This is a genomic window from Actinocrinis sp., from assembly GCF_035605935.1.
Taxonomy (GTDB): domain Bacteria; phylum Actinomycetota; class Actinomycetes; order Streptomycetales; family Catenulisporaceae; genus Actinocrinis.
This window is the reverse complement of sequence record NZ_DATNGK010000232.1, coordinates 1-19700: the sequence shown is the minus strand read 5'-3', so window position 1 is coordinate 19700 and position 19700 is coordinate 1. Positions and strand designations below refer to the sequence as shown.

Sequence of the window (19700 nt, the reverse complement as noted above, 5' to 3'; positions counted from 1 at the left end):
TCACCGAGACCCAACGCATGGTCGACGAGTACGTCGTAACGGATCAACTCCGCGGCGCTTTCGCCTCCGCCCTCTCCCTCGTCAAGACCGGCGTGTCGAAGAATTCCTCACACGCCGCGTACCTTCACGGCTCGTTCGGTGCCGGTAAGTCGCACTTCCTGACCGTTCTGCACGCGATCCTCAACAACGACCCGGCTGCTCGCGCCAAGCCCGGTCTGCAAGCGGTCATCGCGGATCACGACGCGTGGCTGCGCGGTCGCAGGTTCCTGATGGTTCCGTACCACCTCGTCGGCGCGACGGACATCACCTCTGCTCTCCTCGGCGGCTACGTCAGCACCGTGGCCAATCTGCATCCTGAGGCGCCCACCCCCGCCGTCTACCGCGCCGAGTCGCTGCTCGCCGACGCGAAGCGGCAACGCGAATTCCTCAGCGACGACGCGAAATTCGCCTCGTGGCTCGCCTCGAGCCGTCAGCATCAGCAGGTCACAGGCGGGACCGGCTCGCAGTACAGCGCGGCCTCAGACTCACACTCAGCACCGGGGCAAGCTCAGGGGCAGGGCCAGGCATACACGCAGGCACACGCACAAGCTCACGCACACGCACACGCGCAGTCACACGCTCACGCGACGGAAGACCTCGACGACCTCGCTCCGCTCGCAGGCTCGACCGCCGGAGCATGGACCACGTCAGTACTCGACGACGCGTTCGCCGCGCCGCCGCGCGACCCTCGGCGCACCCGGCTCGTGCAGGCCCTCCTCGACGGACCGCTCAGCGCGTACGCCGCCGGGATGCGCGGCGCCGCCGATGCCTTCGTACCGCTCGAAACCGGCCTGTCGGCGATCTCCCACCACGCCAAGGGCCTCGGCTACGACGGCATCGTCCTCTTCCTCGACGAGCTGATTCTCTGGCTGCAAGCGCACTTGGCCGACAAGGTCTTCGTCAACACGCAGGTCTCCGAACTGGTCAAGCTCATCGAATCAGGGGACGCAGACCGGCCGGTGCCAATCGTGTCGTTCATCTCCCGGCAGCGCGACCTGTCCATGCTCATCGGCGAAGACATCGTCGGCGCGGACGTGAAGAACCTCGAACAGCAAGTCAACTATCTCGCCGAGCGGTTCGACGTCATCAACCTCGAAGACCGCAACCTCCCGGCGATTATCAAGGAACGTGTTCTCAAGCGTCGGCCCGGCGCGGACGCCTCCCTCGACGCAGCCTTCGAAGCCGTCGAATCCGCCAACGCGGCCGACCGCGACACCCTTCTCGACGCGCACGGCGCGACGCACGCCGACTGGGCCGACTTCCGCAGCGTCTACCCGCTCAGCCCGGCGCTGCTCAACGTCCTGGTCGCGCTCTCCGGCGCGCTGCAACGCGAACGCACCGGTCTGAAACTCGTGCACGAACTGCTTCGCCGCAACGCCGACACCGAGATCGGAAAGCCCATCCCACTCGGCGCGCTCTGGGACGTGCTCACCGAACGCACCGGCGCCGCCTTCACAGACAGGCTGAAGGCCGAGGCCGAGAACGCCGCCCGGCTCTACGGCCGCGTGCGCGCGAACCTCATCGAGCGCTATCAGTCCGACGCCGACCCGCGATTCGGCCAAGACGACCTGCTCGTCAAGACCCTGCTGCTATCCGCGCTCGCCCCCGATGTGCCCGCGCTCAGTCGCCTTACCGGCCCAAAGCTCGCCGCGCTGAACTACGGCGCGCTGCGCTCCCGCGTCGCCACCGCCGGGGCCACCGCCGTCGAGCGGCTGCGCGAACTGACCGCCGGATTCGGCGAGATCCGCTCCGACGGCGAGCAGGCGAATCCGGTCTTCAGCGTCCACGTCTCAGACCTCGACGTCGAACCGCTGCTCGACCGCGTCGACGACAGCGACACTCTTGGTTCGCGCCGGGTGTGGGTCAAGCGCGTCGTGTGGACCGCGCTCGGCATAAGCGGCGACGCGACCACCACCGACGAGCGCACCATCGTGTGGCAGGGCACGAAGCGAACCGTCGAGTTCGTATTCGCGAATGTCCGTGACTCGGAATCCATCGCCAACGGGCAGTTCGAACCGGCGGTCGAGGCCAACATCAAGTTCGTCATCGACTATCCCTTTGACAGTTACAACGCATCGCCGAACGACGATGTGGGCCGCGTCGAACAACTCCGCCGCGAAGGCTTCAAGGCCCCGACCCTCGTGTGGCTGCCGGACTTCCTGTCCACCAACCGCACCAACCAACTCGGCCGGCTGCTGCGCATCGAGGCGCTACTCAAGAACGACCGGCTCACCGAGGTCGCCGCGCACCTGTCCAGCGAAGACCGGATGCGCATCAAGCAGCAGCTCACCGCCAACGCCGAGAACCTCACCTCGCAGCTGACCGCAGTCCTGCAGCAGGCATACGGCATCAATCGCGGCGACGAGGCGAACCTCGGTGCCACGCTCTCCGATGGCGAACACGTCCTATCGCTATGGCCCGATTACCGGCCCGCCCTGCGCTCCTCGCTCGGCTTCGAAGCGGCGATGCTGCACCTTGCCGACGGCCTATACGCCAAGCGCTATCCGAAGCACCTGAACGTCGACCCAGCCGGCAAGGGTGAACTGGTCACCCTTCGCGACTACAAGTCCGTGCAGGCCCTCATCGCGCAGGCCATGGAAGACGGCTCCGGCCGCACCATCGTCGAAAGCGCACGCATTGCGCTCGCCAAGAAGATCGTGCACGGCCTCGAACTCGGCGAGGTGCACGACGGACCGCTGACGGTCTCCACCGAATGGCGCCGCCGCATCGACCAGCAGGCCGCGAAAGCGGGACTGGACCCCAGCGCCGACCTGAAGATCGAGGACATCAGACGCTGGATCGAAGAGCTCGGATACACCGGCCTCGACCCGATGGCCCGCAACCTCATCATCGCCGCGTACGCGCTCATCTCCGACAAGACCTGGCTGTTCCGCCAGACCCCGGTCGCCGAGGCGCCCCAGCTCGAACGCATCGAACTCGGATACGCGCTGCGCACTCAAGCCCTGCCCGACGAGCAGGAATTCGCCGCCGCGCTGAGCAAAGCCGCCATTCTCTTCGGCACGCGCGTGGCGCCGACCCGCAACAATCGCAACACCACGCTGCTCGCTCGCGACGTGCGCGAGAAGGCCAAGCGCGCCGAGGCGGAAGTCAATACGCTGCGTGACTCGCTGCGCGCCTCCTCGCACTTCAAGGCGCTCGGCCTGACCGCGGACGCACCGCGCCTCGTCGCCGTCGACGCCGCAGCCGACCTGATCGCGAAGATCGTGCGGCATGACGCTGATACGCCGCTCGTGCGGCAACTGGCCGCGCTCGACTATCCGATCAGCGATCAGGTCCTGTCCAAGACGATCAGCTCGGCCGCCGAGGTACGCGAGGCGCTCGACCGGACGCAGTGGGCGATCGTGGAGTCAGTACACGAAATGGCGCGGCGCGCCGACGACCTCGGCGAACAAGCGCACTCGCTCGCGCGGCGGCTCACCGACGCGGCCAACAGCGACGAGTTCACCCGGTCGCTGGTCGGCGCCTTGCGCGAGGTGGGTACCCGCGGCGTGACGCTGCTCGCCGAATCGCAACGGCGGGCGGCGGTGGCCATCGAGCAGGCCAAGAAGACGCTCGAAACGGCCGCGCCGCCTGTGGCGTCGCCCGTCGTGGAACCGCCACCCACACCCGGTCCGACCGCGGCAGATGAAGTCAGCATTACGCAGCACGGTCAGCCCGGGCTGTCCAGGACCGATACGCCCTCACCACGGCGCGGCTCGCGGCGCGTGCGCGCCGGGCAGCCCAGCGCACTGGAAAACGAGATCGGCGCACTCCTGGCCGAGGTGCGTGCGTTCGCGGACCGCAATCCCGGGACGGATATCGTGCTCAGCTGGCGCGTCGAGGGTGATCCGGCGGCCGGCGACGAGTCCGGGGTCTGATACCCATGTCCGCCGCCATCGCCGCCCCCGAGACCGCGCCGCCGCGCGTGACCCAGGGCATTCTCGCCTCGCTCGTGCGGCGCGAACTGGAGCGCAAAGCCCACAAGGCCAACCCGCCCCGGCTCATCCTCGTCCACGCCGGCTACACGCCGGACACTGACCGCGGCGCGCGATTCCCCGTGACCGCCGACGGCAAGCGCTACCAGGTGATCGTGGCCGACTGCGCGACCGTACTCGCGATCGCCGACGCATGGCAGCAGTTCCAGGTCGAGTCCGCAGCAGCGACCACGGGGATGCCGCATGTCCTCGTCGTCACGACATCAGTACCCGATGACGTGATCGGCATCGGGCTGCGCGCCTATGCCGCCCGTAACCGGACCATCACCGTCGACACCGCGGAACTGGTCAAGGAACAGTTCGGCGTGCGGGAACTCGACTGGCGCCTCGCCCAGGAGCAGTGGTTACTCAACGCACTGCTGGCCGCCGAACCCACCGGCGGATGGTCCGCCGCCGGCTGGAAACCCGCGACCGCCATGCTCACCCGGGACACCGCGGTCGCCGCGCTCCTCGATACGCGCATAAGCCTCGGCACCGGTGACCACGACGGCGGCGCGCCTGATCCCGGCGCGTTGCTCGAGTGGTCTCTCACGCATCATCCGGCCCAGTACGCCGCCCTCCCGCAAGACGAGCGCGACGGTATGTCCGCTTGGCTCGCCGACGCCAGCGGGCCGGTGGCCCCGATCGTGCTGCGCCTCGCCGCGACCGGTAAGGCCGCAGACGCCGTCCCACTTGGGCTGCTGTGCACCGCGCTTAGCGACCCGAACGCCGGTGGCGACGCGCTGCTCGTCATCGGCGGCCTCTTCGGGGCCGGCGCACCGAGCCTGGAGGTGCTGCGCGGATACGCCGCCGCCACGGAAGGCGCCGTCCTGCGCTGGATTCAGGCCGCGACCGGCAGCGGGGAACGCGCCCAGGCGCACCGCGATCGCGTCCTCGGCGTCGTTCGGCGCGCGGAGAGCATTGCCGCCAGCTACCCGCAGCTCGCCAAGGCGCTTCTGGGCAGTGCGTTGCTGCCCGCGGGTTTCACCGCCCGGCTCGTCGCGCTCGGCGAAACGCTCCAGCGCGCTGATCCGCGCGATGACGCGGCGCTCGCCGCGATACAGCAAGCGTTCAACTCGCTCGCCGCGCACCACCTCGCCGTCCTGTACGCGGACCGGATCGCGCCAGCCGAGATGGCATTGCGTTTGGTGGGTTGGCTGCATGCCGAGCCCGCACCTTCTGGCGCGCTGGCAACCGTGTCCGGAGCGCTGCGCCGTCACGCCACTACCCTCGCCTGGATCGACAGAGCCCTTACGACGCTCTACCACGGCGACCCAACCGTCGAAAACGACCGCGGCTCAGCCGAGCGCATCGCCGCCGGGTATCAACGCGTATACCAACTCGCCTACGCGCGCCGCAGCGGCGAGGACGTACACTTCGCGGCCGCTCTCCAGCACTGGACCACCAGCGCGACGAGCCGGAACAGCGGCGGCGCACTGCTCATCGAAGACGTGCTGCCGAGGATCGCTCTGCCGCTCGCCAAGGCCACCGGGCTTTCGCCGCTCGTGCTCGTCATCGACGGCATGTCCGGGGCTGTCGCCACTCAACTCGGCGCGGCGCTCACCGAACGCAACGTCTGGACCGAGATCACCGCGGCCGCTCTGCAAGCCACCGCACCGGAACACATCGCTTCAGCACAGCACCCTGAGATTCCATTACCGCAAACGGCTGCGACACGGCTCTGCGCGGTCGCGGTGATCCCCTCCGTGACGCAGTACAGCCGTGCGTCCCTCCTCACCGGGGTTCTTGGCGCGGGCGGCCAGCAGGAGGAGAAGGCGGGTTTCGCGCAGTTCTGGCAACGCCAGGGCTACGGCCCCGCCAAGCTCTTCCACAAGCGTGAGATCACCGACGACCAGGCCGGCGGGCGCATGAACCCCGCCCTGGCCGCCGCGCTCTCGGTGGAAGGAGTCGTCGGCGTCGTGCTCAACGATGTGGACGATGCACTTGACAAGGGCGCACGCGGTGACGCGACCAGCTGGGATCTCCAGCATGTCGCCCATCTGCGCGGCCTGCTCGACTTCGCTAGCAGCTACGGCCGGCCGGTGCTGCTCGTCTCAGACCACGGGCACGTGCTCGATCGATCCAGCCTCGACGCCACCCCGACGAAGACCAGCAGCAGCGTCAAGAACCCGCGTTACCGCTCCGCCGACGGCGAACCGGTACGGCCCGGCGAAGTCGAGCTCGCCGGACCGCGGGTCCTGGACTGCGGCGGCCGACTGATCGCAGCCTGCGTCGAAGACCTGCGCTACACGGCGCGGCGCGCCGGCTACCACGGCGGTGCGACCCTCGCCGAGATGACCGTGCCCGCGCTCGTCTTCCTACCGAACGATGTACCAGTTCCGGACGGCTGGATCGCCCTGACCCCCCGGCAGACAATCCCGGCTTGGTGGCACAACACCTCCGCTGCGCAGGCAGACAGCGGCGCCGACGAGCGCGGCGTCGCAGTACCTGGGACACCCGGCCGGGCAGATATGCCGCTCTCCCCCGAAGCGCACCCAGCGCAGGCAACCGAGCCGCAACGTCCTGCGCCTGCCCCTCCGCGCCGAGCCACGGCGAAGCCACCGCAGGAAGATGCGCTCTTCCCGATCACAGCCGCCGAGGCCGCAGCAGGGCAACACGCGCAGGCCGAAGCGCGCCCCTCAACGCCAGAATCAGCGACTGAGCCAGCGCCAGCGCCTGAGCCGTCGAGCACAAGCGCAGCCGCAACGTCACTCACCCTCGGCGCGGCGATCGTCGCGACCCAGACATACACCGAGCAGAAACGCTTCGTACGCAAGATGAAAGACGACGAGGTCGCCAAGGCCATCGACGCGCTGCACGCCGCGGACGGAACGCTTCCGGCCGCCGTGCTCGCCGAAACCGTCGGCCGCAGCGCAGCCGCCTTCGACGGGTTCGTCGCCAACCTTGAACGACTGCTCAACGTAGACCAGTACCCGGTGATCGGCCGGATCGACGCCGGACGAACGATCAGCCTGAACGTGCGGCTGCTGAGCGATCAGTTCGGCGTCGGCTGACCATGTCCGACCGCGGCGATGGACGTGCAGGATCGCGGCGCCGCACGGTCACTGCCGGTCCGGCACGCAATACTGATCACGACGGCACTGACACAACGGCACTGATCACGACGGCACTGACACAACGGCGCTGATCGCGACGGCCCACTAGGCCGCCAACCGCGGTCAGCGCAGCAGACGACACGATAGGAGGAACCGTGGCGGCGGCGAACGGCGACGCGAGCGCACCGATCAGCCCCGCGCGGCGGCGACAGGTCATCGACGCCCTGCGGCGCGGCACGGTCCCGCAAGCCGGACTCGACCTCTTCGCCGTAGGTCTCGACCGCTTCACCGCCGCCCTCGACGATGAGCTGGCCACCGTCGCCCGCGGCGGCGCGCAGTTCCGCGCGGTCCGCGGCGAGTACGGCAGCGGAAAGACCTTCTTCGCCCGCTGGCTCGCCGAGCGCGCCAAACGAGCCGGCCTGGCCACCGCCGAGATCCAGATCTCCGAGACCGAAACCCCGCTGCACCGCCTGGAAACCGTCTATCGCCGGCTGACTGAGCACCTGTCCACCGCGACCCACCACCCCAGCGCACTTAGGCCGCTGATCGACGCCTGGCTCTACACGCTGGAGGAAGACGCCGCCGACAATCCCGCAGTCGGAGCCGATCCCGCGGCATTGTCCGCCGCCGTCGACACACTGATGGAGCAACGCCTCGCGGAAGTATCGCTGGTCGCGCCGGCGTTCGCCGCGGCCCTGCGGGGATACCGCAACGCGCGCGCCACCGGCGATCACGCCGCAGCGGAAGCGCTCGTCGCGTGGGTCGGCGGCCAACCCTCTGTCGCGGCGGCCGCCAAACGCGCCGCGGGCGTGCGCGGAGACCTCGACCACACCGCCGCGCTCGGATTCCTGCGCGGACTGCTGACCGTCCTGCAAGACTGCGGGCACCCCGGTCTGCTGATCGTGCTCGACGAAATCGAGACCCTGCAGCGCGTGCGCGGCGATGTGCGCGAAAAGGGTCTCAACGCACTGCGGCAACTCATCGACGAGATCGACAGCGGCCGTTTCCCGGGCCTGTTCCTCGTGATCACCGGCACTCCCGCCTTCTACGACGGGCAGCAAGGAGTCCAGCGGCTGCCGCCGCTCGCACAGCGCCTGGCCACCGACTTCACCACTGACCCGCGCTTCGACTCCCCGCGCGCCGTGCAACTGCGCCTCGCCGGATTCGATCTCGCCCGGCTCGGCGAACTCGGCCGCCGCGTGCGCGACCTGTACAGCGCGCAGGCCCGCAGCCCGCAGCGCATCGCCAAGTGCGTCGACGACTCATACATCGACCTGCTCGCAGCAGCCGTCACCGGCGGCCTCGGCGGTCGAGTGGGAGTCGCGCCGCGTGTCTTCCTACGCAAGCTCGTCGGTGACGTGCTCGACCGCGTGGACGAACATGCCGAGTTCGATCCGCGAATCCACTATCGGCTCACTCTCGACGCCGCCGAGCTCACCGACGTCGAACGCAATGCCGCGGCCGGTGCCGACGATGTGGAATTGGACCTGCCGTGAGCGGCGAGGCCGATGCGTTCGCTTCCCTGCAACCCGCGCTCACCCACCACATCGTCAACACTCTGGGATGGCGGTCGCTGCGGCCGTTGCAGGCTGCCGCGATCGGTCCTCTGCTCGCGGGCGAGGACGCCGTATTGGTCGCGCCCACCGCGGGCGGCAAGACCGAAGCGGCGATGTTCCCGCTGCTGACCGCGATGGACAACGGACGCTGGCGCGGCGTAAGCGTCTTATACCTGTGTCCTATCAAGGCTCTGCTGAACAATCTCGAACCGCGCCTGACCGGCTACACCGGTTGGCTTGGACGTACCGTCGCACTCTGGCACGGAGACGTAGGCGCAGGGCCGCGCCGGGCCGCTCTGCGCGAGCCGCCGGACGTACTGCTGACCACGCCCGAATCGCTCGAGGCGATACTCGTCTCAGCGAACATCGACCATCGGTCGCTGCTCGGCGCAGTACGTGCCGTCGTCGTGGACGAGGTGCACGCCTTTGCCGGGGACGACCGGGGCTGGCACCTGCTGGCGCTGCTCGAACGACTCAGCCAGGTCACCGCGCGCCCGATCCAGCGCATCGGACTGTCCGCGACCGTCGGCAATCCCGCCGAACTGCTGACATGGCTGCAAGGTTCGGGCGCCGGGAAGCGTCCCGGTCACGTCATCGCCCCGGACCTCGCCAAGCCCGAAGCAGCCTCCGCCGCCAGGGCGGACCCAGCAGCAGCCGCACCGCTTCCGCCACCGGCCGGCGACATCGAACTCGACTACGTCGGGTCGCTGGAGAACGCCGCGACAGTCATCGCAGCGCTGCACAAGGGCGACAAGCGGCTCGTGTTCTGTGACTCGCGCCGCCAGGTCGAACAGCTCGGCGAGGCCCTGCGCGCACGCGGCGTCACCGCGTTCCTCTCGCACGCCTCGCTGTCAGCAGAGGAACGACGACGCAGCGAACTCGCCTTCGCCGAAGCGCGCGACTGCGTCATCGTCGCCACCTCGACGCTCGAACTCGGCATCGACGTCGGCGACCTGGATCGGGTCATCCAGATCGACTCGCCTACGACCGTGGCTTCCTTCCTCCAACGCCTCGGGCGAACCGGACGACGCCCGGACACGACCCGCAACTGCCTGTTCCTGACCACTGACGAAGGCGCGCTCCTGCGCGCGAGCGGCCTGCTGTTGCTGTGGGGCAGCGGCTGGGTCGAACCGGTGACCGCGCCGCTGACGCCGACTCATCTCGTCGCGCAGCAACTGCTGGCGCTGTGCCTCCAGGACGGCAAAGTCGGCGATCAGCTATGGCCCGAGGCGTGGAATGGACTGCCCCCGTTCGACCACAGCGCCGAACCGATCGTGCGATACCTGCGCGAACGCGGCTTCGTCGACGAGGACGGCGGCATGCTGTTCATCGGGCCGCAGGCCGAGAAACACTTCGGGCGCAGGCATTTCATGGAGCTGACGGCGTCGTTCACCGCGGCCCCGCAGTTCACCGTGTTCGCGGGACGCAGCGAGATCGGCAGCGCCGAGCCCGCGTTGCTCACCGAACAGACCGATCAGCCGCGCCGCCTCCTGCTGGCGGGCCGAAGCTGGCAGGTCACGCATATCGACTGGGCGCGGCGGCGCTGCTACGTCGAACCGGTCGACGGCGGCGGGCGGGCCAAATGGAACTCGACAGGTAGCGCAGGGCTCTCCTTCGCTCTCGTGCGCGCAATGCGTGACGCGGCCGCCGGTGATACTCCACCGGTCCGGCTGACCCGGCGCGCTACCTCGGCGCTCGCGACGCTGCGCGAACCCCTGGCCGACGTAGCGCCAACCGATGGCAACGTCATTACCCGCGATGGCACCGAGGTTTGGTGGTGGACCTGGGCGGGCTACCGAGCCAACCTCACACTCGCGGCATCGTTCAGCGCCGTCTCCAGCGTGATCGACCACCGCGCCCGACCAACCGATCTGCGGATCCGGTTGCGCCCCGATATCGCTGCGTCCGAGTGGAACGCCGCGAGGGCCGCGGCAATCGCGGCAGGTCTCAAGCGCCCAGCCGCAGATCCTCGGGCAGTGGAAGGCCTGAAGTTCTCGGCAGCCCTTCCCAAAGCCACCGCGCATGAGGTCGCCTCCGCACGGCTCGCAGACGTCGAATCGGCCGCACGCGTCCTACAGGAGCGTACATATCACCTGATCAGAAGCAAGTCAGAATGAGGCCTGTGCACAGCACGTCGGACTGATCCATACCTCCCCTCAGCTCTGACAGCGGTCAGGGGCCGTTGTCCGGAGGGGCTATTACCATCTCTATCGTGAACAGGACGAGCGGTGACACGGCGAGTACGACGACGTCGGCCGGAACGACGCTGCACGGGGCCGCACTGACCAAGACGAGCGTCGGCGTGCTGCTCGGCGTGACGTCATCGGTCTCGTTCGGAGCGTCGGGGCCCTTCGCCAAAGCGTTGATCGACGCGGGGTTCAGCCCGCTGCAGGCGGTCTGGCTGCGCACCGTCGGCGCCGTGCTCGTCCTGGTCGCGTGTGGCGTGGTGGTGCGCCGCCGCGGCCTGATCGGGATGCTGCGGCGCAACAGAGGTCTGGTGACCGTGTACGGGTTGGTCGCCGTCGCCAGCTGCCAGGCGCTCTACTTCGTGGCCGCCAGCCGCCTGCCGGTCGGTGTGGCGATACTCCTGGAGTTCACCGGGCCGGTGCTCGTCGTCGGGTGGGTGCGCCTGGTGCGCCGTCATCCGGTGGCGCGCGTCTCGCTCGCCGGGGTCGCGGTGGCGATGGCGGGCCTGGCCTGCGTGGTGCAGATCTGGTCCGGCGTGCACCTGGATGCGGTGGGCATCGCGGCCGGGCTCGGGGCCGGTACCGGCAATGCCGCGTTCTTTCTGCTGATCGACCGTCTTACCGGCGGCGTCGATCCGCTCGCCCTCAACATCGGCGGAATGCTCGTCGCGGCCATCGCGCTGCTGCCGCTGGCCGCCCCGTGGTCGGCTCCGTGGGGCGTACTCACCCGCGAGGTGCCGCTGGGGCACGGGTCCGCCGCCCCGGGGTGGCTGCTGGCTACCTCGCTCATCCTCGTCAGCACCGTGATCGCCTACCTGGCCGGGACCGCGGCTGTGCAGCGCCTGTCCGCGCCAGTCGCCGCGGGCCTCGCCTACGTGGAGCCCACCTGCGCCGCCGTGATCGCCTGGGTGGCGCTGGGCGAACGGCTAAGCCCCGTGCAGATAGCCGGCGGCGTCGTGGTCCTCTTCGGCGCGTATCTCGCCCAGCGCGGCATCGCCGCCGGACGCGGATCGGACCGCGCGACCACGGTCCAGGCGCCCGACGAGGAGGTGGCCGCGACGGGATTCGAGCCGGCCCTGACGCCGCCTTGAACTAAGGCCTGTTCGGGTTCGTGGCCTGAGGCCGGATCTGTTCAGGTGGCCAGGTCCCGCTCAATGCCGGCTTGCCGCAACCGAGTACTGATCAGCTTGCGTACAAGCGTGCGCGGAAGCGGCTGATCGAGTGGGAAGTGCAGTGAACCTTTGGTCATCGTGTAATCGGCGAGATCGTCCGCGAGGATCGGTAGCACCGAACCGCTGTGCGGCAGATAGCTCAGATGGCGCTTGAAGGCGGCGAATCCCGCGACAACCCTGCCCTGGACTTTGAACGCGGGCATTCCGTAGGAGATGCACTCCTCGGCCTCAGGCAGCAGCTCCGCGATGTCCGCCCGCAGCTTGCTCAGCGTGTCCCGCTCGGGCTGCGCGAGACGCGCGAGATAGGCGTCGATTTCGGTGGAAGCCACGTTGCCAGGCTCTCATCATCGAGGAGAAACCGCATCGCCGACGCAGTAAGCCCGTAGCGGATACTGAGCTCGGCAGCTCGGAAGGTTCGAGCTCTGGCGGCAAGTCGACGCCGCGCCCGGAAGTAGGCGCGCGGCGCGGGCTCCGCTCTCCCCGGCACGTGGTACAAAGGCGACATGGGTAGACATACGGTCACGGTGCTCTACGTGCTCGCGATGGTGGCCGTCATCGTCGGCGTCGATGTCCTGTTCTTTAGACACCATTTCTGGGAGCGGCTGGCCGTGAACGCCGGGATCGTCCTGGTCTTCGGCGCCTTCTACCTGAGGTTCCTGAAGCATTCATGACCGGTCAGCCTGCGCGGCGCGGTACGGCCACTGCGGCGAGGGTCAGCAGGCCGGGCAGGACCAGCGTGAGCGCGGGAATCTCGAACGCGAGCGCCACGCAAGCCGCGAGCGCGCCTGCGAGGAGGAGGCTGCCCCGCCAGTCCGCGGCCGCCTCGGCGGCGGCTGCGGACAGCAGGACTCTCCATGGCGCGGGCCGGTGAACACCATCGGGGTCCGGTCGCCAACTCGCGGCGGCACGCAGGCCGACCACGGCGGCAGCCAGGCCGATGACCAGGGCCGCAGGGCCGAGGACGCGTCCGCCGGGCATTCCGGCATGCCAGGCGAGCAGGTCCGCCATGACCACGACGATCACGGCGGGAAGCGCGAGCAGCGAGATGGCGCCGCGGGATGCGGCGCGTAGCAAGCTGAGATAGCGGCGCGGGCCGGGCGGCGTGTCATGCTCCAGGAAATCGCGCAGCGCCGAGCACCCTGCGGCGATCGCACCGAACGCGGTGACGACGCCAAGGGCGGCGAACGTGGTCATCGCGCCGATCAAAAGAACCTCGGCAAGCAGGGCGAACCCGCGCGTAGCGGGGCCCGGCGAGGACCGGCCGGTCGTGCGGGCACCACCCGGCGATGGCATCGTGCGCGTCAAATCTTCACCCCTTGAGTCCGGAGCCGGCCGCGCCCTCAAGCAGGAAGCGCTGGAATGCCAGGAAGAACAGGCCGATCGGCACGAGCGCGAGCACGGAGAGCGCCAGCATCGGACCGTAGGCGGACTGGCCGGTCTGGTCGATGAAGATCTGCAGCGCCAGCGGCACGGTGAACTTCGAGGCGTCGTTCAGGTATACCAGTTGGCTGAGAAAGTCGTTCCAGGTCCAGATGAAGGTCAGGATCGCGGTCGTGATCAGGGCCGGGCGCAGCAGCGGCAGGATGATGTGCCGGAAGACGCGCAGCGGGCCGCAGCCGTCAAGCGTTGCGGCCTCGTCGAGCTCGCGTGGAAGGGTCCTGATGAACTGGACCATGAGGAATACGAAGAACGCGTCCACCGCGAGGAACTTCGGCAGGATCAGCGGCCAGAAGGTGTTCACCAGCCCCATCTTCTGGAACAGGATGTACTGCGGGATGAGCACCGCGTGCTGCGGCAGCATGATGGTCGCGATCACGAACCCGAACAAGGGGCCGCGTCCCCGGAAGTGCAGGCGGGCGAACGCATATGCGGCCAGTGAGCAGGAGAGTACGTTCCCTGCGACCGCGCCTGCGGAGACGAGCAGCGAGTTGCCGAAGTAATGCCAGACGCTGTAACCCGCGACACCGGAGAACACCTGCCGGTAGCCGTCGGCGGTGGCGTGGTGCGGCAGCAGTGAGAGGTTGGCCAGCACCTCGTCGGCGGGTTTGAACGAGGCGCTGATCAGCCACCCGACCGGGTACAGCAGGATCAGCAGCGCCGCGATGGCGCTAGCGTGCCAGAGGACGGATTTGCGGGTGCGCGCGGCGGGCCCTGTCCCGGTCAGCGTCGAACGGCGCGGTGGGCTGGGCCGTTGTGAGACGGCAGGTTCGGCGGTCATGCGCGCTCCTGTCCGGCGTAGAAGACCCAGCGCCGCGCAGTGCCGAACAACACCAGGGTCAGCGCGCCCAACGCGAGCAACAGGACCCAGGCCATGGCCGAGGCGTAACCCATCCGGAAATCGGTGAATCCGCGCTGGTACAGGTACAGGGTGTAGAAGAGGGTTGAGTCACCTGGGCCGCCACGGCCGCTGGAGACGATGAATGCGCCGGTGAACGCCTGGAAGGCGTGGATGGTTTCGAGCACCAGGTTGAACAACAGGACCGGCGAGAGCATCGGCACGGTGACGGACCAGAACCGGCGTATCGGTCCGGCGCCGTCGATCGCGGCGGCCTCGTAGAGGTCGCCCGGGATCTGCTTGAGCCCGGCCAGGAAGATCACCATCGGGGCACCGAACTGCCAGGCGCCGAGCAGCACCAGAGTGTAGAGCGCGTACTGCGGCTGATCGATCCAGCCGCCGGTGTGGATGCCGATATCAGAGAGCAGATGGTCCACGGTGCCGCCGGTGCTGAACAGCGCCCGCCACACCAGCGCGACCGCGACCGAGGCTCCCAGCAACGAGGGTGCGTAGAACGCCGAGCGATAGAAGCCCTGCCCGCGCCGCTTGCGGTTCAGCAGCAGCGCGACGGCGAGTGCGAGCGCGAGCTTGATCGGTACGACCAGCACGACGTAGCGAGCGGTCACGCGTACCGCGTCCCAGTAGCGCGGGTCGCGCGTGAACATCGCGGTGTAGTTGCGCAGGCCGATCCAGTGCGGTGGGTCGAACAGGTTGTAGTCGGTGAACGAGAGATAGAGCGAAACCGCGGCCGGGCCGATGGTGAGCAGCAGCGCGCCCGCGGTCCAGGGCGTCAGCAGCAGCCAGGCGGCGCGGCCCTCGCCTCGGCGGCGCGAGGAGCGGGGACGGCGGCCGCCCGCGCGCCGCCCCCTGCTCGGATTCGCCGCACCGGGCTCGTTGTCGGACGCGCCGGCGGCCCGCAGCGTCGCCGGACTGGTCACGGCTGGCTGAGGGTCTGTTGGGCATCGCCGACCACGCGGGCGGCGGCCGCGGACACACTCGTTCTGCCGAAGATGACGTCGTCATAGATCTGCTGGAAGTCCCGCTTGATCGCGGCGGATCCGGTGGGCCAGTTGCCGAATGAGGGCCCGACGATGCTCTTCACAGAGTCCTCATAGCTGCACACGGCCTTGGTCGACGAGGTGGCGTTCGCGCACACGGAGGCCCGGATGGACAGGTTGGGCGGCATGCCGCGGGTGGTGCCCAAGATCGCGCCGGCGCCGGGGTCGTTGGTGAGGAAGTCGAGCAGTTTGATCGCGGCGTCGGGGTGTGCGGAGCGCTTGGAGACCGCGAACGAGACCGGCGGCATCGCGGCCAGACCGGACACGGTGGCGTTATCGCTGGGCAGCGGCGCCTCGGCGAGGGTGCCGCCGTTGTAAGAGCTGAGATACCCGGTCAGGTTCGAGTCGTAGTTGATCTCGGAGGCGGCCTGCTTGGTCACCAGCGCGGAGTTCGCGGTCGAGCCGTCCATCTTGGTGGTGGCCGTGGGCTTGCTCAGCCCGTCAGCGGAGCAGATGGTCGCGGTCAGATTCCAGAACGCGGCCAGGTCGTCCGCGGTGAAGCCGAGCTTCCCGTCGGAGGTGTACAGGTGCTTGCCGTGCTCGGCGAGGTAGACCTCGAACCAGTCGATGGCCCAGCCGAAGTCGGTGCTGCCCGGGATGCCGGTGGCCTTGCCGACCGCCTCGCTCATCGTGGCGAACTGCGCCCAGGTCCATCCGTTCGCGGGCGGGGTCACTCCGGCGCGGCTCCACAGGGTCTTGTCATAGACGAGCATCTGCGTGGTCTGACCGCCCGGGATGGCGTACTGGCTGCCGGAAATCCGGCCGGAGGCGAGCAGCAGCGGGGAGAGCCCCGAGGTGTGCAGCGTCTTGCCGGTGTAGGAGTCCAGCGGCAGCAGCACGCCCTTTTGCTGGTACTCCCCCAGCGTCGCGCGGTCCAGCTGGATCAGGTCCGGACTGGCTCCGCCGGCGACCTGGGTGGCCAGCTTCTCGAAGTACGCGTCGTAGCTCGCGTATTCGGTGTGCACCGTGATGCTCGGGTTGGCTTTCTCGAACGCCGCGACGGCGTCGTTGGTGGCCTTGGCCCGGTCGGCGTTGCCCCACCACACGAACCGGATCGACACTGGGCCGCCCGACCCGGAGGACGAGGAGCCGCAGGCCGTGGCGAGCGTACCGGTCAGCCCAAGGACCGCGGCCAGGCAGAGGGCGGTTCTGCGAACGGCGCGCGAGCGTGCGGCTCGGGGCATCGTCATTCCTCCCATATCAAGACGCTTGATGCGGGCGCGTCGGGAAACTTTCATTGAAACCTCTCACACAGCAGCGTGCATGGCGTTTCGGACAAGCTCCCGGCGGGGCCAAGGAGGGTCGTTCGACGGCCGTTCGACAGCTTTTCGACAAGTATTCGACTACGTAGTTGCTCGAATCCGCGCGGTATTGACGATCCCCGCAAACCGGCGCTTGAATCGATTCACCGCGGCCGAATCTTAACGCGGTCTCAGCACCCGTCAACACCTGTGCAGAACCTGTACATGAATGCGTCGCGCACCGCCCGGGCCGCGCTCGCGCCATAGCGCGTTCCCGGCTGCACCCACGACTCTCAGAGAGACGGAGCATGTCTGCATCCGAACTTCCGCGCAGGACGTTCTTGACCGCCAGTGCGGCCGCCGCCGCGGCCGCGCTCTCCCCCACCGCCGCCAACGCCGCGAGTGGCACCGCCTCCGGCACTGGTGCTGGCGCCGGCGCGATCGCCGATACGGGTACTGCGACGACCCAGGGACCGCCGCCGAGCGCGGCACTGCATTGGCTGGACGGCCCGCCCGCCCCGGGGCCGGGCACCGCGTGGGGTGTGCCGTGGCCGCGGGGTACGGTCGCGCGCGGCACGCGGTTCGCCCTGACCCGGGCGGACGGCGGCCCGGCGCCGGTGCAGTCCTGGCCGCTGGCTTTCTGGCCGGACGGGTCGGTCAAATGGAGCGGTCACGCCGTCGGCGCCGGTGAGACCTCGAGCACGTACACGCTCGCCCCCGGCCATCCGGCCGCTGCGGCCAGCGCGGTGTCGGTCTCGCGCTCATCGGCGGGGGTGACATTGGCCAACGGCGTGATCACGGTGCGGGTGGCGCGAGCCGGCGCGCAAATCATCCCGTCGATCGTGCGCGCCGGACGCACGACCGCGACCAGTGGGCGCCTCGTGCTGGTGCTGCAGGACGCCCCGGACTCCGAAGACGGCCACGAACCTCGGCAGACCACGTGGAGCGGAGTGGTCACGCAGCTCGAAGTCGAGCAGTCCGGGCCGGTGCGGGCCGTGCTCAAGCTGACGGGGCACTACCTGCGCGACCGCGGCCCGGTACACGGCGCCGGCAGCGGCGCCCGGGGCATCCTGCCGTGGACCCTGCGGATCTATCTGAGCGCCGGGGATGACTCCATCCGCCTGGTGCACAGCTTCTTGTGGGACGCCGACGAGACGCGTGACTTCGTGCGCGGACTCGGCCTGGAGCTGAAGGTCCCGATGAGCGACGAGGCGCACAACCGGCACCTGCGTTTCGGCGGCGCGGCCGGCGGAATCTGGGGCGAGCCGGTGCGGGTGCTGACCGGGCTGCGACGAGACCCCGGGGCGGCGGTGCGCGCCGCACAGGTAGCCGGGACGGCCACGCCGCCGGTCTCCGAGTGGGCCACCAGCGTCTCCTCCGAATACCAGCAATTGGCGCTGTGGAACGACTTCACGCTCTTTCAGGAGTCCGCGCAGCACTTTGCGATCTGGAAGCGCACCTCGGCGGCCGGCAGCTGGCTCAAGCACGCAGGGCATGGCGACCGGGCATCAGGGTTCGGCTATGTCGGCGGCATCAGCGGTGGGCTCGGCTTCGGGCTGCGCGACTTCTGGCAGCGCTTCCCCCGCTCGCTCGACGTGCGCGACGCGGCGAGCGACAACGCGACCGTCACGGCTTGGTCCTGGTCACCCCACGGCGGCGCGATGGACCTGCGGCACTACGACACCACCGCGCATGGTCTGGACCTGGCCTACGAGGACGTACAAGCCGGCTTCAGTACTCCGCAGGGCATGGCGCGCTCCACTGAGCTGAGACTGTGGGCGTTCGACACCACCCCCTCGCGCGACCAGATCGCCGCGCTGGCCCCGGCGCTGACCGCGCCGCCACAGCTGGTGGCCGACCCGCAGTGGTATCACGACGCGAAGGTGTTCGGCCGCTGGGGCCTGATCGACCGCAGCACTCCGGCGCGCAGCCAGCTGGAAGACTCGATCGCCCACGACGTCGCCTTCTACGCCGCCGAGGTAGAGCAGCGCAGCTGGTATGGCTTCTGGCACTACGGCGATGTGATGCACACCTATGACGCCGACCGGCACGTCTGGCGCTACGACGTAGGCGGATACGCGTGGGACAACGCGGAGCTGGGCAGCGACGCAGCGCTCTGGTACGCCTTCCTGCGCTCCGGGGACCCCGTCGCGTTCCGTTTGGCCCACGCGATGACCCAGCATGTCAGCGAAGTCGACGTGCACCACATCGGACGGTTCGCCGGGCTCGGCTCGCGGCACAACGTCTCGCACTGGGGCGACGGCGCAAAAGAGGCGCGGGTCGGTGAGTCCTACACCAAACGCTTCTCCTACTACCTGACCGCCGACGAACTGCTCGGCGACCTGATCCGCACGAGCCTGCAAGCCGATCAGACCCTTGTCTCGATCGACCCGCTGCGCGAGGTACTGCCGCCACAGACTCTCGCCCCGGCGCGAGTGCGCATCGGACCGGACTGGTACGCCCTGGTGAGCAACTGGCTCACCGAGTGGGAACGCACCGGGAACACCAAGTGGCGCGACCGGATCATCACCGGCATGGCCGATATCGCCACCTTCCCGGCCGGCCTGTTCACCGGGGAGGCCGGCGGCGCGGTCGGCTTCGACCCGCGCAGCGCGCACCTGTACAACTTCAACAAGGGCGACTTCACCGGCGGCTACAACCTGTCCATGGCCTTCCTCGGCGAGCAGATTCTGTGGGAAACACTCGACCTGGTCGACGTGCCCGCGTTCCGGCAGACCTACCTCGACTTCGCCCGCTACGTGCAGGCCCCGGCCGCCGAGCAGATCGCGCACTACGGGTTCTCCTTCAACCCGGGCGTGTTCAAGACCATCTACTCGCGGATGACCGCCTGGGCCGGTGAACAGCTGAACGAACCTGATATCCGCCAGCGCGGCTGGCAGCAACTGCTCACCGACCCGGCCGGAAAGCCCTGGCCCGCAGCGGTATCAGTGTCCGGCGACGCGGTCATCGAGCCGATCAGTGAGATCCCCGCGGCCGCCGTCGCGGACGGCACCGTGGCCACCAACGACGCCGCCCAGCGCACGCTCGCGATCATCGCCCTGCTCGGCATCGCACCGCAAGAAGCACCCTGATGCGGCAGGCACGGTGACGCGGCAGGCACCGTGACGCAGTGACAGTGGCAG

At 68.9% G+C, this 19700-nt stretch carries 12 protein-coding genes; 7 read left to right on the top strand and 5 right to left on the bottom strand.

Annotation, left to right across the window (positions count from 1 at the left end; all coding sequences use genetic code 11):
• From VN779_RS26685 to VN779_RS18635, 5 genes are all read left to right on the top strand, one after another.
• The coding region (locus VN779_RS26685) for a PglY protein (RefSeq protein WP_414639711.1) at positions 1 to 3917 on the top strand (3917 nt) is incomplete at its 5' end.
• A gap of 5 nt (positions 3918 to 3922) precedes the next feature.
• A complete protein-coding gene (gene pglZ / locus VN779_RS18650) occupies positions 3923 to 7027 on the top strand; it encodes a BREX-2 system phosphatase PglZ (RefSeq protein WP_325725059.1) in 3105 nt (1034 codons plus the stop codon).
• A gap of 197 nt (positions 7028 to 7224) precedes the next feature.
• Positions 7225 to 8565, top strand: coding sequence for a BREX system ATP-binding protein BrxD (gene brxD / locus VN779_RS18645; RefSeq protein ID WP_325725057.1), 1341 nt, complete (start codon positions 7225 to 7227; stop codon positions 8563 to 8565).
• On the top strand, positions 8562 to 10742 hold the full coding sequence (locus VN779_RS18640; protein WP_325725056.1) for a DEAD/DEAH box helicase: 2181 nt from the start codon (positions 8562 to 8564) through the stop codon (positions 10740 to 10742). Before brxD ends, VN779_RS18640 begins: the two co-directional genes overlap by 4 nt.
• Positions 10743 to 10837: 95 nt before the next feature.
• The gene (locus VN779_RS18635; RefSeq protein ID WP_325725054.1) at positions 10838 to 11902 is read left to right on the top strand and encodes an EamA family transporter; all 1065 of its coding nucleotides are present in this window, start codon (positions 10838 to 10840) and stop codon (positions 11900 to 11902) included.
• Between the two features lie 41 nt (positions 11903 to 11943).
• Here the strand turns inward: VN779_RS18635 and VN779_RS18630 are convergent, their stop codons facing one another.
• The gene (locus VN779_RS18630; protein ID WP_325725052.1) at positions 11944 to 12312 is read right to left on the bottom strand and encodes an iron chaperone; all 369 of its coding nucleotides are present in this window, start codon (positions 12310 to 12312) and stop codon (positions 11944 to 11946) included.
• Between the two features lie 174 nt (positions 12313 to 12486).
• Here VN779_RS18630 and VN779_RS18625 point away from each other — a divergent pair, with 174 nt between their 5' ends.
• A complete protein-coding gene (locus VN779_RS18625; RefSeq protein ID WP_325725050.1) occupies positions 12487 to 12654 on the top strand; it encodes a hypothetical protein in 168 nt (55 codons plus the stop codon).
• A 4-nt stretch (positions 12655 to 12658) separates the two neighbouring features.
• On the opposite strand, the gene VN779_RS18620 is transcribed toward VN779_RS18625, so the two are convergent.
• From VN779_RS18620 to VN779_RS18605, 4 genes are all read right to left on the bottom strand, one after another.
• Positions 12659 to 13177, bottom strand: a complete 519-nt coding sequence (locus VN779_RS18620) for a hypothetical protein (RefSeq protein ID WP_325725048.1) — start codon at positions 13175 to 13177, stop codon at positions 12659 to 12661.
• A gap of 115 nt (positions 13178 to 13292) precedes the next feature.
• Positions 13293 to 14201 carry a carbohydrate ABC transporter permease gene (locus tag VN779_RS18615; protein WP_325725046.1) on the bottom strand — a complete coding sequence of 303 codons (909 nt, stop codon included), beginning with the start codon at positions 14199 to 14201 and terminating at the stop codon, positions 13293 to 13295.
• Positions 14198 to 15178, bottom strand: a complete 981-nt coding sequence (locus VN779_RS18610; RefSeq protein WP_414639712.1) for a carbohydrate ABC transporter permease — start codon at positions 15176 to 15178, stop codon at positions 14198 to 14200. Before VN779_RS18610 ends, VN779_RS18615 begins: the two co-directional genes overlap by 4 nt.
• Positions 15179 to 15192: 14 nt before the next feature.
• Entirely contained in the window at positions 15193 to 16500 is a 1308-nt protein-coding gene (locus tag VN779_RS18605) for an ABC transporter substrate-binding protein (RefSeq protein ID WP_325725042.1), read from the bottom strand.
• Positions 16501 to 16865: 365 nt separating this feature from the next.
• On the opposite strand from VN779_RS18605, the gene VN779_RS18600 reads away from it, so the two are divergent.
• Positions 16866 to 19649, top strand: a complete 2784-nt coding sequence (locus VN779_RS18600) for a hypothetical protein (protein ID WP_325725040.1) — start codon at positions 16866 to 16868, stop codon at positions 19647 to 19649.
• Positions 19650 to 19700 lie beyond the last annotated feature (51 nt).

What these genes read in the sequence shown, in the direction of transcription:
- VN779_RS18625 (WP_325725050.1), top strand. Translation starts at nt 12,487, where the DNA reads ATGGGTAGACATACGGTCACGGTGCTCTACGTGCTCGCGATGGTGGCC.
- VN779_RS18605 (WP_325725042.1), bottom strand. Translation starts at nt 16,500, where the DNA reads ATGCCCCGAGCCGCACGCTCGCGCGCCGTTCGCAGAACCGCCCTCTGC.
- pglZ (WP_325725059.1), top strand. Translation starts at nt 3,923, where the DNA reads ATGTCCGCCGCCATCGCCGCCCCCGAGACCGCGCCGCCGCGCGTGACC.
- VN779_RS18620 (WP_325725048.1), bottom strand. Translation starts at nt 13,177, where the DNA reads ATGACCACGTTCGCCGCCCTTGGCGTCGTCACCGCGTTCGGTGCGATC.
- VN779_RS18615 (WP_325725046.1), bottom strand. Translation starts at nt 14,201, where the DNA reads ATGACCGCCGAACCTGCCGTCTCACAACGGCCCAGCCCACCGCGCCGT.
- VN779_RS18600 (WP_325725040.1), top strand. Translation starts at nt 16,866, where the DNA reads ATGTCTGCATCCGAACTTCCGCGCAGGACGTTCTTGACCGCCAGTGCG.